Raw genomic sequence first — 15,393 nt, forward strand, 5'->3', positions numbered from 1 at the left:
AAAATCATTTAAATGACGTTATGACTTCTGTCTTATTTTTCGCCGAAGTTGTGATTGCCAATTCTTTTAATCATCCTATGCCCATAAAAATCAGCCAGCATTTTGATGGTGGTGCCATCGTTGTTTTGCGTGCAGATCAGCCGCAACAAATCGAACTGAATATACGCAGCGATTCGCATGCGGATTTTACGCAGTGGTTTTATTTTCGTTTGCAGGGCGCACGGGGAGAGGCTTGCAATATTAGCTTGATGAACGCTGGTCAGGCGACGTATACAAATGGATGGAAGGATTATCAGGCAGTGGCGAGTTACGACCGTGAGACCTGGTTTCGCGTTCCTACTACTTATGATGGACAGGTCCTGAGGATATCCCATAAGCCTGAGTGCGATAGCGTGTATTACGCTTATTTTGAGCCTTACACTTGGGAGCGGCATCTGGGTTTATTGGGACGCGCAGGGCAGTCGTCACGCGTCGCGATTGAGGATCTAGGCAATACAGTTGACGGTCGCGATTTGAATTTGATGGTGATTGGAAATCCGTCTGCGGCTAAAAAAGTATGGGTGATCGCACGTCAGCATCCGGGCGAAACCATGGCGGAGTGGTTTGTGGAGGGGATGGTGGATGCTTTATTGGATGAGGCTAATCCGATTGCTACGCAGGTGTTGCAGAACACGGTATTTTACGTGGTACCGAATATGAATCCCGATGGCGCGGCGCGTGGCAATCTGCGGACCAATGCGGCCGGTGCTAACTTAAATCGGGAATGGATGACGCCGTCGTTGGAAACAAGCCCAGAGGTTTTTCTGGTGAAGAACAAGATGCACGTAATTGGCTGCGATCTATTTCTTGACGTGCATGGGGATGAGGCATTGCCTTATAACTTTGTGGCAGGTTCGGAGATGCTGGACGGATTTACGGCTGAACAGGCAGTTGAACAGAATAAATTTATCGCAAATTTTGAAAGTGCTAGTCCGGATTTCCAAAGTAAATACGGCTATCACGCTGGGAAGTATAGTGCCGATGTATTGAAGCTGGCTTCCAAATATGTAGGCCACACTTTTCAATGTTTATCGCTGACGCTGGAATTGCCTTTTAAAGATAATGCGAATTTGCCGAATGCCCAAACCGGTTGGAATGGCGCGCGGAGTGCGCGATTGGGAGCTGCGATTTTGCAGCCTATTCTGAAAGCATTTGAGTAATATCTGCCTGACATAATCCATGCAAAAAAATGCCGCGCTTAGTCTGACTGAGCGCGGCATTTTCTATTTTGGAATCCCACTTCTATTGCCGATAATACTATTTCGATTCTCTGCAATCGTGTCTTCAGCGCTACTTTCAACGGCCTTATTTAATGCCACTGCGCGGCTGACTCGCATCTATTTCTGCATAAAAAACGTTAATGAAAATGTGCTGATCCGCTTGGCGGCGTATCTTCCGGCATTTCAGGGTGAACCAGTTCACCTTCGGGATCTGCGTAAAACGGTGAGCCGCAGTCGTCGCAAAATTCCATCGCAAACAGTTCATCATGGCGCTGTATGTCGTTGATCCCGCATTCGCGTAGCAATAGTAGAATTTGCTCTAACGGTGTTTGGGTTTCTGTGTCAGTTGCAACCACGCTTGTGACTTCTTCAGTTGCTTCTTCTTGTCCATACAGCGGCCAGACAACGCCATAAATGATGTCAGGAGTTTGTCCGACGGAAAAACCTATTCGATATTCATCGACCCGATTACTTTCTGGTTGTTCACTGAATCGTCCGATAGTCACATGCAAGTCTTTGCTTTCAATTTCTAGCGTGGTGGCAAGGTAGTAGCTGGCCGCACGCAAAGAGACTGGACGAATTTGTTTGTCGCCTTCTCTACAGGCGACAAAATAGGCTTCGGGCAATAGCAGGTCGATACCGCAACCGGGTAACAACCGACTGACGTTCGGGGTTACCTGTGCTTGCCAATGTTCGAGCGCGATGGCTTTTTTCATGGCGCTACTTGCGTTACTGACGGTAGTTGCTGCACCGGGTTGCCAGCAAAATAATGGGCGCCCACTCGGCACGACTAGCGTTGCTAATAGATAGCGGGTATCGGCTAAAAAGGGTGCGGTTTCAGGTGCGTTGGGTGCAGAGGATACGGCGTTGCCGGTTAACACCGCGATGGTCATACGGTGCATTAATGTGTAGGTATCGGCATGGGAGCGCGGCAACTGATCAATGGCGTATAAAGTCGGGCTTAATGCCACCCGGACATCCGGTGCCAAAATATGGGCGTGCAAATGGCTGCTGAGCGTGGCGATCATGTCTGGCGGGATCGCACCGGCCGCAATTGAAAACCGCGTCCAGGCTAATATCGGCATCGCTATTAATAACGTGTCGTAACTCACACCATCGTGTTCGATAGTTGAAGATTCGCTACAGGCTTCAACTGCGTCCATTAAGGCATCGTAAGCGTCGGCCTGATCTGGGAATAATTGCTCTAGTGCGCTATCGATGGGTTCTTGATGATGGCTTTTGAGTAGTTTGTTGAGATGGATATCTAGTTCGTGTTCCCAGGCGCGCTGCTCCATACGGCTGGAAGCGAGAACGAGGGCTTGTGCCAATTCAGTCAGTCGGTGGCTGTCGGTGGAGAACTTGCGTGGTGTTTTAGACGGACGGCGCATGATGGTATTTGGAGCTTGACGAATTGAATGGGGCAAATGACTGCCAGGTCGAATAATTGTATTGTAGTGGACTAGTGGATGCAGGGAACAAAAAAAAACGCCGGACTAAGTAAATAGTCCGGCGTTTGATTAGCGGCGCAATGCGCTACAGTTTTTAATGCTTTCTATAGTGCAAACACTGCATTAGACGACGATTTATGCCGCAAGTAACTGACGCAGCACGAATGGCAGGATACCGCCATGTTTGTAGTAATCGACTTCGATTGGTGTATCGATACGCAGCAGAACCTTCACTTCTTTGGTTTCGCCGTCGGCACGATGGATTACCAATATAGCATCTTGTTGTGGCTTGATTTCACCGTCGATACCTTTGAGGTCAAAGGTTTCATTACCAGTGATGCCAAGTGTATCAACGCTATCTGTACCGATGAACTGTAGTGGCAATACGCCCATACCGACCAGATTCGAACGGTGAATACGCTCAAAGGAACGGGCAAAAACTGCTTTTACGCCTAGCAATTGTGTGCCTTTGGCTGCCCAGTCACGTGACGAACCTGTACCGTACTCTTCACCAGCAAAGACCATGGTTGGAACGCCGTCTTTTACGTATTGCATTGCTGCATCGTAAATTGACATTTCTGCAGCTGCTGGCTGATGCAGCGTGATGCCGCCTTCAACACGTGAGCCGTCAGGCGTTGCCGGGATCATCAAGTTTTTGATACGTACATTGGCGAAAGTGCCGCGCATCATGATTTCATGATTACCACGACGTGAGCCGTAGGAGTTGAAGTCAGCCTTCAACACGCCGTTTTCTGCCAACCATTTACCAGCTGGGCTGGATTCTTTAATCGCACCGGCTGGTGAGATATGGTCGGTAGTGATCGAGTCGCCAAATACGCCTAGCGCGCGCGCGCCGGTAATGCCAGTAGCAGCCGGTTTTGGTTCCATCGTAAAGTCTTGGAAGAATGGCGGTTCAGCAATGTAAGTCGAAGTTGGCCAATCATAAACCTGACCTTGGGCTACGCCCTTGATGCCTTCCCACAATTTGCCCGGCGCGCCTTTGACATCCGCATAGTTTGCCTTGAACGTCTTGGCATTCATCGCGAATTTCATCAGCTTGGCGACTTCTTGCGAAGTTGGCCAGATGTCGCCCAGATAGATATCCTTGGCTTTGCCATCTTTGCCTTTACCACGACCAACTGGCTCAGTCATCAGATCGCGCGTCATATTGCCAGCGATGGCGTATGCGACGACTAGCGGCGGCGATGCCAGGAAGTTAGAGCGAATATTCGGATGGATCCGTGCTTCAAAATTGCGGTTACCAGACAGAATGGCCGAAGCGACGATGTCGTTCTTGACGATGGCTTCGTTCATTGATGGTGTCAGATCGCCAGCGTTACCGATACAGGTGGTGCAACCGTAGGCAGTGACGCCGAAGCCGAGTTTTTCCAGGTACGGCAGCAAACCGGCTGCAGTCAGGTATTCGGTAACAACGCGTGAGCCAGGGGCCAGCGAAGTTTTGATATGTGGCGATACTTTGAGGCCAGCTTCAACCGCTTTTTTAGCGAGCAAACCAGCAGCTAGCATGACGCTTGGATTGGATGTGTTGGTGCAAGATGTGATCGCAGCGATCAAAACGTCACCGTTCATGACGCCGACGCCGTTCGCATCAACGTATTTTGCATCCAGATCTTCAGCTTTTTTGTTGAAGCCGCTTTCTGCTGCCGACTTGCTGAATAATTCAGCGAAGTTGTTTTTTACATTGCCGATTTCGATACGATCTTGTGGACGCTTCGGACCTGCTAATGATGGTGCAACTGTGCCCAAATCGAGTGCGATAACTGTGGTGTAATCGATGTCGCCTTCTTTTGGAATGCCGAACAATTTTTGTGCGCGGAAATAGCCTTCGAAAGCAGAGATTTCTGCCTTGCTGCGGCCAGTGCCCTTGAAGTAGTCGATGGTTGCTTCGTCGACTGGGAAGAAGCCCATTGTTGCGCCGTATTCTGGTGCCATGTTCGCGATAGTTGCGCGATCAGTAAGGCTCAGCGATGCAGTGCCTTCGCCGAAGAACTCAACAAATTTGCCAACAACTTTGGCTTTACGCAGCAGCTCAGTGATCGTCAGGACCAAGTCAGTTGCGGTGACGCCTTCACGCAATTGGCCTGTCAGATTGACGCCGACAACGTCCGGTGTCAGGAAATAAACCGGTTGTCCCAGCATACCGGCTTCTGCTTCAATACCACCAACGCCCCAGCCGACTACGCCGATACCGTTAATCATCGTGGTGTGCGAATCCGTGCCGACTAATGTATCAGGGTAGAAAACATCGCCTTTTTTGTGTACGCCACGTGCAAGGTATTCCAGATTGACTTGATGGACGATACCGAAGCCAGGAGGAACTACGCCGAATGTATCAAATGCCTGCATGCCCCATTTCATGAACTGATAGCGCTCGTTATTGCGCTGAAATTCCAGTTTCATGTTTAGGTCGAGTGCTTTCTTTTCACGGAAATGATCGATTTGAACTGAGTGGTCGACGACCAGATCAACCGGTACTAGCGGCTCGATGTTCTTTGGATCTTTGCCGAGTTGTGCTGCGACGTTACGCATTGCTGCCAGGTCGGCCAGCAGTGGGACGCCGGTGAAATCTTGTAGAACTACGCGAGAAACTACGAAAGGAATTTCGTCAGTGCGGGCACCTGTTGCGCTCCAGGCGGCGAGTTGCTTGACGTGCTCTTCGGTTACTTTCTTGCCATCACAGTTACGTAGCACTGATTCCAGCACGATACGGATCGATACAGGCAGGCGTGAAATGTTGATGCCGAGTTTTTTTTCTAGCGCAGGCAGAGAATAAAATTTGCCTTTCTTTGTCTCGGAAATCTTAAATTCCTTGAGCGTGTTCAACGTGTTGCGGGACATGATTTCTCCTTAAATTACAATTCGAGTAAAAACGGTACTTTGATACTTTTTTTTGTAGTACTTCGGTGGGTAACCGGCGTCGGTTTTTGAATCGCAACCAGTGCAGATGCGCTTTAAAAACATCGCTATTTACCATCCTTTTCGCATTTTCAGATACCCAAAAGGGTGCCGAAAATCCGGTGCTGCCAATCTAACAACTACATGCATAGCTCATGCCAGCGTATAGCCGACCAAAACTAATCGGCTATACGGCAGCTTTTTCGACTAGCCTACGATTAACCGTGGGCTGGTTCGGCTATCAGACTCGCGGCAGGTGCAACTGCAGAAGATCCAGTCTGCTCGGGCGATTTACATTCGTTGGCAAGTTGATGGCCTTGTTTTGAGTCAAGCAACATGCCTTTGGCCGGAATACCGATCCATACCAGACCATATTTGCGATTTTCAAAACGATCGGCACCTGTTGTCGTAACGACTTTGGTGAGACGATGCAGTGTCTTACCCCAACGCAGCGCGATATGTTTGGCGTCTTCAGCATTGCGATAAATCGTTAGTTTGTTACCGAGTTCGCAGTTGTAATCAATCGCAACTGAGGTTTTGATGTCTGGCGTGCCTTCATCTTCGCCGTCATCTGCTTCAACAGCCGGCAGCGCTTTTTTGCCAGTATTCTTTTTGGTGACTTTTTTCTTGACGACTTTCTTTGTCGTCGCTGGTTGGCCGGTGGTAGTTTGTGCGATCGATGCCAATGGTGCAGTCATCAGCAAACTTGCGCACAACAGGCTAAGGATAGAGAGAGTTTTTTTCATATGTTTACGCTGGTAGTTTGAGCGGTTAATTAGGTCAAAGGCGCGCTACGATATTGGTTACATGGACAAAGCGCAACGTTTAGTTAGAAAATAATGCATTCGCGGGGGAGGGCAGTACGATGCCATTGCCTCTCGCTCGCTGCAAAACGGTCCAGTAATAACGGTAACTAGCGCGATCATGCAAATTGCCGTGGTATTGGATAGGACCCCAGGCTGCCTTTTGGGCAGCCAGTAAAATGTGAGCCGCTTCGCTCACTTCTGACTGAGTCGGTGAAAATGCGTTCAAAATGTGCCTGATCTGCGAAGGGTGAATACTCCACATCCGCGTATAACCGAATTCCGTCTTGGCACGAAGCGCATCTTCAGCAATGACAGCGCTGTCGTGAATTTCAGTCGTGACGTTATGCGAAGGCGTTTTGCCATGCGCGTGACAGGCGGCTGCAATGTTGAGCTTGGCGCGGGTGACTAGGGGATGCGTGAATTGCCCGGGCGAGCGCATGGCAGCACTCGGAATCGCACCATAGTGGGCGGACACAAAATCCATGATCCCGAATGAGAGTGATTCGACCTGTGGTAACGCGGCGATTGCGGCTACATCAGTCAGCGCGCCGTGTGTTTCGATAAGAACATGTACCGGCAGCGCCTGACGCCCAGCCAGACTGGAGTGGTGATTGATAAGGTCAATGGCGGCGCTGACATCTGCCACGCCTTCTGCCTTCGGCAGCATCAGATAAGCGAGGCGCGTCGCTGCGGTGCGACAAATAATTTCTACATCTTGTTCGAAAAAACTGCTGCTTAGATCATGAACGCGTGCACCGATACGATTAAATCGATTGTCTTCGCTAGCGATAACGGCAGAGACAAGTTGCGCATGTGTGGCTTCGTTGCCAGCAGCAGCGCCATCTTCGCAGTCAAAAGTAATATCGAATACAGGGCCCAGTTCTTGTTGAAGAACGACCGACTTACGCATGAGCTTTTCGGCACCTGCATAGTGATCGCAAACCGGAAGGGAGACCGGTGGTTGCTTGCCTAGGAATAAAACCTCGGTAGGGTGCATACGGCTTAGCTTGACTTGAATGGGCTTGAATTATGAGTGTTGCCTGAATCTATACAATCAACTGACACAAACATGGCCGGAACACCCACTGTTTGCATCAGTTTTTATTCACGCAGCGTGCGAATCATTTATTTTATGTAAATGATTCGCACGTTTGTAGCTGGAATTAACCAACCAAATGTTTCACGCCTTCACGCTCTTCCAACAGTTCGTTCAACGTTACGTTGATACGTTCTTGCGAGAATGCGTCGATTTCCAAACCTTGAACGATTTTGTATTCGCCGTTTTCGGTTGTAACAGGGAAACCGAAGATAGTTCCTTCAGGAATACCGTATGAACCATCCGATGGAACGCCCATAGTAGTCCACTTGCCATTTGTGCCCAAGACCCAGTCACGCACGTGATCGATTGCAGCGTTAGCTGCCGATGCTGCGGAAGACAGGCCACGTGCTTCGATGATTGCTGCGCCGCGTTTACCAACGGTTGGCAGGAATACATCTTTGTTCCACTCGTGATCGTTGATCAAGTCTTTAACCGATTGTCCGTCCACTGTCGCATAGCGATAGTCGGCGTACATAGTTGGCGAGTGATTGCCCCATACGAACATTTTTTCGATCGAGGCTACTGGCTTGCCGGATTTTGCCGCGACTTGCGACAAAGCACGGTTGTGATCCAGGCGCAGCATCGCAGTGAAGTTTTTCGCTGGCAGGTTAGGTGCCGATTTCATCGCGATATAAGCGTTGGTATTAGCTGGATTGCCGACTACCAATACTTTGACATTGCGTGATGCGACAGCATCAAGTGCTTTACCTTGAACGGTAAAGATTTGCGCATTGGCTTCTAGCAGGTCTTTACGTTCCATTCCTGGACCGCGAGGACGTGCGCCAACCAACAGGGCTACGTCGATATCTTTGAATGCTGTCAGTGGGTCGCTGTGAGCAGTAACGCCAGCCAGTAATGGGAATGCGCAATCGTCGATTTCCATGATGACGCCCTTTAATGCTTTTTGGGCTTTTTCGTCAGGAATTTCCAGCAATTGCAAAATAACCGGTTGGTCTTTGCCGAGCAAGTCGCCATTGGCAATGCGGAATAATAGGGAATAACCGATTTGACCAGCGGCGCCGGTTACGGCAACACGCATTGGGGTTTTAGCCATGTTGAATCTCCAGAGTGGTGATGAAAAGCGATATCTGTACTGCTTGAAACCTCTAATGATACCGTCGAAAACAGCGTGCGTCAGTTTGTTTTAGCGAGAATTCTGGTTACTAGCTAACTATCCTGATGCAGCACAATAACCATACAGATTATGGGCCGAGTCTTACGGCAGTACTATTTGTCGTACATTGACGCATGCGAAATTATGCAAGCAATCTTCAGTCGATGCCATGACAATTAGGTGTTTTCCGCGAGTGTAGGCGCGCATGATAACTCTGTCAATGACTATCTTATATCTTATATAAGACATATTAATTGCGTATTTTGTACTGGACTACAAGGTGTGTTTTGTGTTGAAATCCTGAATTATGAGTTCCACACCATCGAATATGATTAGCAGTGATCCAGCCACCCCCGGCAGCGCTGCTGTCGCTGGAATATCCCCCACCTTTAGCCCCCTCTATCAACAGATCAAAGCGCTCATCATGCAGCGTCTGCAATCTGGCGAATGGAAACCGGGCGAATTAATTCCTAGCGAAGTAGAGTTGGGTAACCGTTTCAAGGTTAGCCAGGGAACCGTTCGAAAAGCAATTGATGAGCTGGCTGCTGAAAATTTAGTCATTCGGCGTCAAGGTAAAGGTACTTTTGTTGCGACGCATCATGAGGATCAGACTCAGTTCAGATTTTTACGCCTAATGCCAGATGATAGTCAACCGAAACCCGCTGAAAAGCGCGTTATTGAGTTGAAACGTTTACGTGCTCCGGCGGAAATTGCGCGCTTGCTCGGCATGAAATCCGGCGATTCTGTAGTATTCGTCAAGCGCGTTATGTCGTTCGAGGGCGCACCGACCATTCTCGAAGAGTTATGGTTGCCCGGCGTTATATTCAAAGGTTTGACGCTCGAACGTTTGGTTGAGTATCGCGGGCCTATGTATGGGCTGTTTGAGACGGAGTTTGGGACGCGCATGATTCGCGCGACCGAACAAATCCGTGCGGCAAGTGCCGATGACGAAGTGGCGGAGTTATTAAGCGTGCGACCTTTATCGCCGCTTTTGAGTGTCGAGAGAGTCTCGTTTACATACGGCGATAAGCCTGTAGAAGTGCGACGTGGACTGTACGTGACGGAGCATCATCATTACCAGAACGAGTTAAGTTAGCGATTAATGGAGTGCAATGGGTCAAGCCGAGGTGCGCAAGCGATTATCTCGGCAAAACCTGATTTATGTGTGCGGATAGTGGAATTTGGCTGTAGAAATCTACTCGAAAAATAGTAATTCAGTGGAATTCCGAATAACTATTGGTGTGCTGCACAAAAATAAGCGAAAATTGCGTGATTGTTTTAAAACTGAGGAGAACCCTGTATGTCTGAAGCCGAAGCCGAAAAAAATCAGCGGCCACAATTTCGAAATATAAATCTTAATCAACTAATCGGTTATCGCTTGCCACTGGCAGGTTTTGTCTCGATTCTGCACCGAATTAGTGGCTTGCTGATGTTTTTGCTGCTGCCTTTCATTCTCTTTCTGCTCGACACCAGTCTCGTATCCGAAACTTCGTTCGAATATTTTAGAGGCATTACTTCCAACTGGTTAGTCAAACTGATCATTCTTGCGCTTTCATGGGCTTATCTGCATCATTTCTGCGCTGGCATTCGCCACTTGATCATGGATAACCATATCGGCCTGGATAAAGATAGCGCACGTAAATCAGCAGTCGGCGTATTTGCTGTAAGTTTGCCACTAGCTTTGCTAGTTGCATTGAAATTGTTCGGAGCATTCTAAATGGCTAATAATAATATCGGTTCAAAGCGCCTGATCGTCGGCGCACATTACGGTCTGCGCGATTGGCTCGCGCAACGCGCTACAGCTGTTGTCATGGCGCTGTACACCGTTATCTTATTGATTTCCTTTTTGACTGCGAGTGATTTCAGCTACCAAGGTTGGGCTGGATTATTTGCACATCAGTGGTTCAAGTTGGCGACCTTCGTTGCCTTAATGGCGCTGTTTTATCACGCATGGGTTGGTGTGCGCGATATCTGGATGGATTACGTTAAACCGGTCGCTTTGCGGCTGGTATTGCAAGTTGCCACAATTTTGTGGCTAGTCGGTTGTGCCGGATGGGCGGCGCAGATTTTGTGGAGAGTGTAATCGTGGCAGCTATCAAATCCACAATTCCTACACGCCGCTTTGATGCGGTAATCGTTGGTGCCGGTGGTTCCGGTATGCGTGCTTCGCTACAGTTAGCGGAAGCTGGTTTAAATGTCGCCGTTTTGTCTAAGGTATTTCCTACCCGTTCGCACACTGTTGCAGCACAAGGTGGTATCGGTGCATCGCTGGGAAATATGTCCGAGGACAATTGGTACTGGCACATGTTTGACACGGTCAAGGGTTCAGATTATCTGGGTGACCAGGACGCAATCGAATTCATGTGTCGTGAAGCGGCGAAAGCCGTGTACGAATTAGAACATCTGGGTATGCCATTTGACCGTAACGCCGATGGCACTATTTATCAGCGTCCTTTCGGTGGTCATTCAGCCAATTTCGGTGAAAAGCCGGTGGCACGTGCTTGCGCAGCAGCTGACCGTACTGGTCATGCTTTATTGCACACACTGTATCAACGCAACGTTCGCGCCAAGACGCATTTTTTCGTTGAGTGGATGGCAATCGATCTGGTGCGCGATGCTGACGGCGATGTACTCGGCGTTCTTGCGCTGGAAATGGAAACTGGCGAGATCATGATGCTGGAAGCCAAAACCACTGTCATGGCAACCGGCGGCGCTGGTCGTATCTGGGCTGCGTCAACTAATGCGTTTATTAATACTGGCGACGGTATGGGTATGGCGGCACGCGCTGGTATTCCGTTGGAAGATATGGAATTCTGGCAGTTCCACCCAACTGGCGTAGCTGGCGCAGGCGTGCTGATTACTGAAGGCGTGCGCGGCGAGGGCGGTATTTTGATCAATGCCAACGGCGAGCGTTTCATGGAACGTTATGCGCCAACGCTGAAGGACTTGGCACCGCGTGACTTCGTTTCGCGTTCGATGGATCAGGAAATCAAAGAGGGCCGTGGTTGTGGTCCAAACAAGGATCACGTCATGCTGGATCTGCGCCATATCGGTGCCGAGACCATCAAGAAACGTCTGCCGTCGATTCTGGAAATTGGTCATAAATTCGCCAACGTCGATGCACTTAAAGAGCCTATCCCGGTCGTGCCGACTATCCATTATCAAATGGGTGGTATTCCGACTAACGTTTACGGTCAGGTTGTTGTGCCAAAGAACGGCATTCCTAACGCTATCGTGAATGGCCTGTATGCGATTGGCGAATGTGCTTGCGTGTCAGTGCATGGCGCAAATCGTCTTGGTACTAACTCGCTGCTGGACTTGGTTGTATTTGGTCGCGCTGCCGGTAACCACATCGTTGACAGTAAACTGAAAGAGCGCAGCAACAAGCCTCTGCCGGCCGATGCAACTGATGCCGCTCTGGCGCGGGTTGCAAAACTTGAAGCCAGTACAGGTTCCGAGCGCGTGCAAGATGTTGCCGGTGATATTCGCAAAACCATGCAACACTATTGCGGTGTGTTCCGGACTGACGAGTTGCTGCAGCAGGGCTATAAAGAAATTATGGTCCTCGATGAGCGTCGTAAGCATGTCGCCTTTAAGGATAAATCGAAAGTCTTCAATACTGCGCGGGTTGAGGCGCTGGAACTCGATAATCTGATCGAAACTGCTAAAGCCACGATTACATCGGCTGCTGCTCGTAAAGAATCACGCGGCGCGCATGCGCATCGTGACTACGAAAAGCGCGACGATGAAAACTGGATGAAGCATACCTTGTGGTACTCCGAAGGTAATCGACTCGACTATAAGCCAGTCATCACCAAGCCGCTGACCGTCGATACGTTCAAGCCAAAACCACGTACTTTCTAATAAGGTCTAGCCATGTCACGTACAGTTAAATTTAAAATCTATCGCTACGATCCGGACAAGGATACGAAGCCTTACATGCAAGACCTGACAGTTGAGTTGTTGCCAACTGACAAAATGCTACTGGATGCTTTGCAACGTATTAAAGCGGATGTTGATGATTCGTTAGCGTTGCGTCGTTCATGTCGCGAAGGTGTTTGTGGCTCTGATGCCATGAATATCAACGGCAAAAACGGTCTGGCATGTACTACTAATCTGAACGAATTGTCTGAGCCGATCATTTTGAAGCCTTTGCCTGGCTTACCAGTGATTCGCGATCTGATCGTCGATATGACGCAGTTCTTCAAGCAATACGATTCAGTTAAGCCATACCTGATCAACGACAGTATCCCGCCGGAAAAAGAACGTCTGCAAACGCCAGAGCAACGTGAAGAGCTGGATGGTCTTTACGAGTGTATTCTGTGTGCTTGCTGTTCGACCTCTTGTCCTTCGTTCTGGTGGAATCCAGACAAGTTCGTCGGTCCTGCCGGTTTGCTTCAGGCTTACCGTTTTATCGCCGATAGCCGCGATGAAGCAACTGGCCAGCGTCTGGATAACTTGGAAGATCCATATCGTCTGTTCCGTTGTCGTTCGATCATGAATTGCGTTGATGTTTGTCCTAAGGGCTTAAACCCGAACGCAGCGATCGGCAAAATCAAGGAATTGATGGTTCGTCGCGCGGTATAACTACTGCCATTAAGCGCCACCATTCGGTGGTTTGAATGGCAACGCTTAATGCAGTTTTCCAGCGGATGAGGCGAAGTGGTGTTTAGCTTCGACCGATCCGCCGGGATTACCTCCGACATTGTTTTGAATCGTTAGTTTTTATACTAGCTGCCTGTACTAAATGGAATAAAGTAAATCATGACCATTACCCATCAAGCTGATCCTGCAAAGCGCGCACGACTGCGCTGGCGCGCGCGACGCGGCCTATTGGAAAATGATTTAATACTGACCAGATTTCTGGATGCAAATGAGTCAACCATCACAGATGATGACGTCGACGCCTTTACCCGGCTGATGGAATTGACGGATATTGAACTGATGAATTTGTTGATGGGTCGTAACGAGCCAGAGGGTGAAGTGGATTTACCTCAGGTTCATGCTTTGCTAGCGCGATTACGCGTAGCCTGAATGGAAATTAAGCCGCCACTGGCGATTGGTCGGTGAGATGCATTAGCTTGCATGCGGATACATGGGACCTACGTACGTCTTTTAGTTTTTTTGATTCAAGCATCACCTGTTAAATGAAGGAAGAGCCATGACCAACGCTGATACCAAAGCCACGCTATCATTTTCCGACGGTAGTCCATCCATTGATTTTCCGATTTATAAAGGAACTGTTGGTCCTGAAGTAATCGATATTCGTAAGTTATACGGTGCGACCGGTAAATTCACTTACGACCCGGGCTTTATGTCGACAGCTGCATGTAATTCGTCGATTACGTATATCGATGGCGACAAGGGCGAACTACTTTATCGTGGTTATCCGATTGAGCAATTGGCTGTTAATTGCGATTTCCTCGAAACTTGCTACCTGCTGCTGAATGGCGAGTTGCCGACAGAAGCAGAAAAAGAAACTTTCGATGCGACCGTGACTGCCCACACCATGGTTCACGAGCAGATGCAGTTTTTCTTCCGTGGTTTCCGTCGTGACGCACATCCTATGGCTGTGTTGGTTGGTACAGTTGGCGCGTTGTCATCGTTTTACCATGACTCGTTAGATATTACTAACCCACGTCATCGGGAAGTTTCGGCGATTCGCTTGATTGCCAAATTGCCAACGCTTGTTGCAATGGCATATAAATACAACGTCGGTCAGCCATTCGTCTATCCGCGTAATAATTTGTCGTACAGCGCTAATTTCATGCACATGATGTTCTCTACGCCTTGCGAAGATTACAAAGTAAATGACGTATTGGTACGTGCCCTGGATCGTATTTTGATTTTGCATGCTGATCACGAACAAAATGCATCGACTTCAACTGTCCGCTTAGCCGGTTCAAGCGGCGCGAATCCGTTTGCTTGTATCGCTGCTGGTATTGCTTGTTTGTGGGGCCCTGCACACGGCGGCGCTAACGAAGCAGCACTCAACATGCTGAAAGAAATCGGAACTGTCGATAACATTCCTGAATTCGTCAAACAAGTTAAAGACAAGAACTCAACCGTCAAATTGATGGGCTTTGGTCACCGTGTCTACAAGAACTACGACCCTCGCGCAAAATTGATGCGTGAAACTTGTTACGAAGTGCTGGCTGAATTGGGTCTGGAAAACGATCCTTTGTTCAAGTTGGCAATGGCCTTGGAAAAAGTGGCACTGGAAGACGAATACTTTGTTTCTCGCAAACTTTATCCGAACGTCGACTTCTACTCAGGTATTGTTCAGTCTGCACTAGGTATTCCTGTCTCACTGTTCACTGGAATCTTTGCAATGGCGCGTACCGTAGGCTGGATTGCACAATGGAACGAAATGATTTCCGATCCAGAGCAAAAAATCGGTCGTCCGCGTCAGTTGTTTATCGGCTCGCCGACACGTGATGTTGTGCCACTGGCAGAACGTACGGACAGTAAGTAATAGCAGTAATAAAAAAGCGAATCTGATGATTCGCTTTTTTTGTATTCTTTAATATTACTTATGCTATCCTTACGCACCAACGAGTATTGATCGTTTGCGACGGATAGCTTAGAGGTTTTGTATTACGTCCATAATAGAAATGTGGCGGAGATGGCAAAGCCGATAAGTGTAAGCATACGATTGAATCAAATGGTGTTTTTTGAAAAGAATACAGTACTAGGCAGTTGTAATTTAATCCCTTCCCCACAACTTGATGTGCAATCCGCTAACCGGTCA

At 48.8% G+C, this 15,393-nt stretch carries 13 protein-coding genes; 8 read left to right on the top strand and 5 right to left on the bottom strand.

The features are described 5' to 3' along the window. Nucleotides 1-20 precede the first annotated feature (20 nt). Nucleotides 21-1,199, top strand: a complete 1,179-nt coding sequence (locus tag C7W93_RS03275; RefSeq protein ID WP_108438732.1) for a M14-type cytosolic carboxypeptidase — start codon at nucleotides 21-23, stop codon at nucleotides 1,197-1,199. Nucleotides 1,200-1,396: 197 nt separating this feature from the next. Here C7W93_RS03275 and C7W93_RS03280 read toward each other — a convergent pair whose 3' ends face one another. The 5 genes from C7W93_RS03280 to C7W93_RS03300 all read right to left on the bottom strand — a co-directional run bounded on the left by C7W93_RS03280 (nucleotide 1,397) and on the right by C7W93_RS03300 (nucleotide 8,582). Beyond that, nucleotides 1,397-2,647: a DUF2863 family protein gene (locus tag C7W93_RS03280; RefSeq protein ID WP_108438733.1), complete on the bottom strand. Its 1,251-nt coding sequence runs from the start codon at nucleotides 2,645-2,647 to the stop codon at nucleotides 1,397-1,399. 195 nt (nucleotides 2,648-2,842) lie between these two features. Beyond that, nucleotides 2,843-5,566, bottom strand: a complete 2,724-nt coding sequence (gene acnA, locus C7W93_RS03285) for an aconitate hydratase AcnA (RefSeq protein WP_108438734.1) — start codon at nucleotides 5,564-5,566, stop codon at nucleotides 2,843-2,845. 275 nt (nucleotides 5,567-5,841) lie between these two features. Beyond that, on the bottom strand, nucleotides 5,842-6,369 hold the full coding sequence (locus C7W93_RS03290) for a hypothetical protein (RefSeq protein WP_108438735.1): 528 nt from the start codon (nucleotides 6,367-6,369) through the stop codon (nucleotides 5,842-5,844). A 79-nt stretch (nucleotides 6,370-6,448) separates the two neighbouring features. Beyond that, on the bottom strand, nucleotides 6,449-7,426 hold the full coding sequence (locus tag C7W93_RS03295; RefSeq protein ID WP_108438736.1) for a CoA ester lyase: 978 nt from the start codon (nucleotides 7,424-7,426) through the stop codon (nucleotides 6,449-6,451). A gap of 166 nt (nucleotides 7,427-7,592) precedes the next feature. Further along, nucleotides 7,593-8,582: a malate dehydrogenase gene (locus tag C7W93_RS03300; protein WP_108438737.1), complete on the bottom strand. Its 990-nt coding sequence runs from the start codon at nucleotides 8,580-8,582 to the stop codon at nucleotides 7,593-7,595. A gap of 367 nt (nucleotides 8,583-8,949) precedes the next feature. On the opposite strand from C7W93_RS03300, the gene C7W93_RS03305 reads away from it, so the two are divergent. The 7 genes from C7W93_RS03305 (at nucleotide 8,950) to gltA (ending at nucleotide 15,117) form a co-directional block, all read left to right on the top strand. Next, nucleotides 8,950-9,738, top strand: a complete 789-nt coding sequence (locus C7W93_RS03305) for a GntR family transcriptional regulator (protein ID WP_108438738.1) — start codon at nucleotides 8,950-8,952, stop codon at nucleotides 9,736-9,738. Nucleotides 9,739-9,942: 204 nt separating this feature from the next. Continuing rightward, on the top strand, nucleotides 9,943-10,359 hold the full coding sequence (gene sdhC / locus C7W93_RS03310) for a succinate dehydrogenase, cytochrome b556 subunit (protein ID WP_108438739.1): 417 nt from the start codon (nucleotides 9,943-9,945) through the stop codon (nucleotides 10,357-10,359). Further along, nucleotides 10,360-10,725: a succinate dehydrogenase, hydrophobic membrane anchor protein gene (gene sdhD / locus C7W93_RS03315; protein WP_108438740.1), complete on the top strand. Its 366-nt coding sequence runs from the start codon at nucleotides 10,360-10,362 to the stop codon at nucleotides 10,723-10,725. 2 nt (nucleotides 10,726-10,727) lie between these two features. Then, the gene (gene sdhA / locus C7W93_RS03320; RefSeq protein ID WP_108438741.1) at nucleotides 10,728-12,506 is read left to right on the top strand and encodes a succinate dehydrogenase flavoprotein subunit; all 1,779 of its coding nucleotides are present in this window, start codon (nucleotides 10,728-10,730) and stop codon (nucleotides 12,504-12,506) included. A 12-nt stretch (nucleotides 12,507-12,518) separates the two neighbouring features. Continuing rightward, nucleotides 12,519-13,229 carry a succinate dehydrogenase iron-sulfur subunit gene (locus tag C7W93_RS03325; protein ID WP_108438742.1) on the top strand — a complete coding sequence of 237 codons (711 nt, stop codon included), beginning with the start codon at nucleotides 12,519-12,521 and terminating at the stop codon, nucleotides 13,227-13,229. Nucleotides 13,230-13,406: 177 nt separating this feature from the next. Next, nucleotides 13,407-13,676, top strand: coding sequence for a succinate dehydrogenase assembly factor 2 (locus tag C7W93_RS03330; RefSeq protein WP_108438743.1), 270 nt, complete (start codon nucleotides 13,407-13,409; stop codon nucleotides 13,674-13,676). 127 nt (nucleotides 13,677-13,803) lie between these two features. Then, nucleotides 13,804-15,117: a citrate synthase gene (gene gltA / locus C7W93_RS03335; protein WP_108438744.1), complete on the top strand. Its 1,314-nt coding sequence runs from the start codon at nucleotides 13,804-13,806 to the stop codon at nucleotides 15,115-15,117. The last annotated feature ends 276 nt before the right edge of the window (nucleotides 15,118-15,393 follow it).

Origin of the sequence: Glaciimonas sp. PCH181, from assembly GCF_003056055.1 — a bacterium.
GTDB lineage: Bacteria > Pseudomonadota > Gammaproteobacteria > Burkholderiales > Burkholderiaceae_D > Glaciimonas.

What these genes read in the sequence shown, in the direction of transcription:
- C7W93_RS03280 (WP_108438733.1), bottom strand. Translation starts at nt 2,647, where the DNA reads ATGCGCCGTCCGTCTAAAACACCACGCAAGTTCTCCACCGACAGCCAC.
- sdhC (WP_108438739.1), top strand. Translation starts at nt 9,943, where the DNA reads ATGTCTGAAGCCGAAGCCGAAAAAAATCAGCGGCCACAATTTCGAAAT.
- C7W93_RS03305 (WP_108438738.1), top strand. Translation starts at nt 8,950, where the DNA reads ATGAGTTCCACACCATCGAATATGATTAGCAGTGATCCAGCCACCCCC.
- gltA (WP_108438744.1), top strand. Translation starts at nt 13,804, where the DNA reads ATGACCAACGCTGATACCAAAGCCACGCTATCATTTTCCGACGGTAGT.
- C7W93_RS03275 (WP_108438732.1), top strand. Translation starts at nt 21, where the DNA reads ATGACTTCTGTCTTATTTTTCGCCGAAGTTGTGATTGCCAATTCTTTT.
- sdhD (WP_108438740.1), top strand. Translation starts at nt 10,360, where the DNA reads ATGGCTAATAATAATATCGGTTCAAAGCGCCTGATCGTCGGCGCACAT.
- C7W93_RS03295 (WP_108438736.1), bottom strand. Translation starts at nt 7,426, where the DNA reads ATGCACCCTACCGAGGTTTTATTCCTAGGCAAGCAACCACCGGTCTCC.
- C7W93_RS03300 (WP_108438737.1), bottom strand. Translation starts at nt 8,582, where the DNA reads ATGGCTAAAACCCCAATGCGTGTTGCCGTAACCGGCGCCGCTGGTCAA.
- acnA (WP_108438734.1), bottom strand. Translation starts at nt 5,566, where the DNA reads ATGTCCCGCAACACGTTGAACACGCTCAAGGAATTTAAGATTTCCGAG.
- C7W93_RS03290 (WP_108438735.1), bottom strand. Translation starts at nt 6,369, where the DNA reads ATGAAAAAAACTCTCTCTATCCTTAGCCTGTTGTGCGCAAGTTTGCTG.
- C7W93_RS03325 (WP_108438742.1), top strand. Translation starts at nt 12,519, where the DNA reads ATGTCACGTACAGTTAAATTTAAAATCTATCGCTACGATCCGGACAAG.
- C7W93_RS03330 (WP_108438743.1), top strand. Translation starts at nt 13,407, where the DNA reads ATGACCATTACCCATCAAGCTGATCCTGCAAAGCGCGCACGACTGCGC.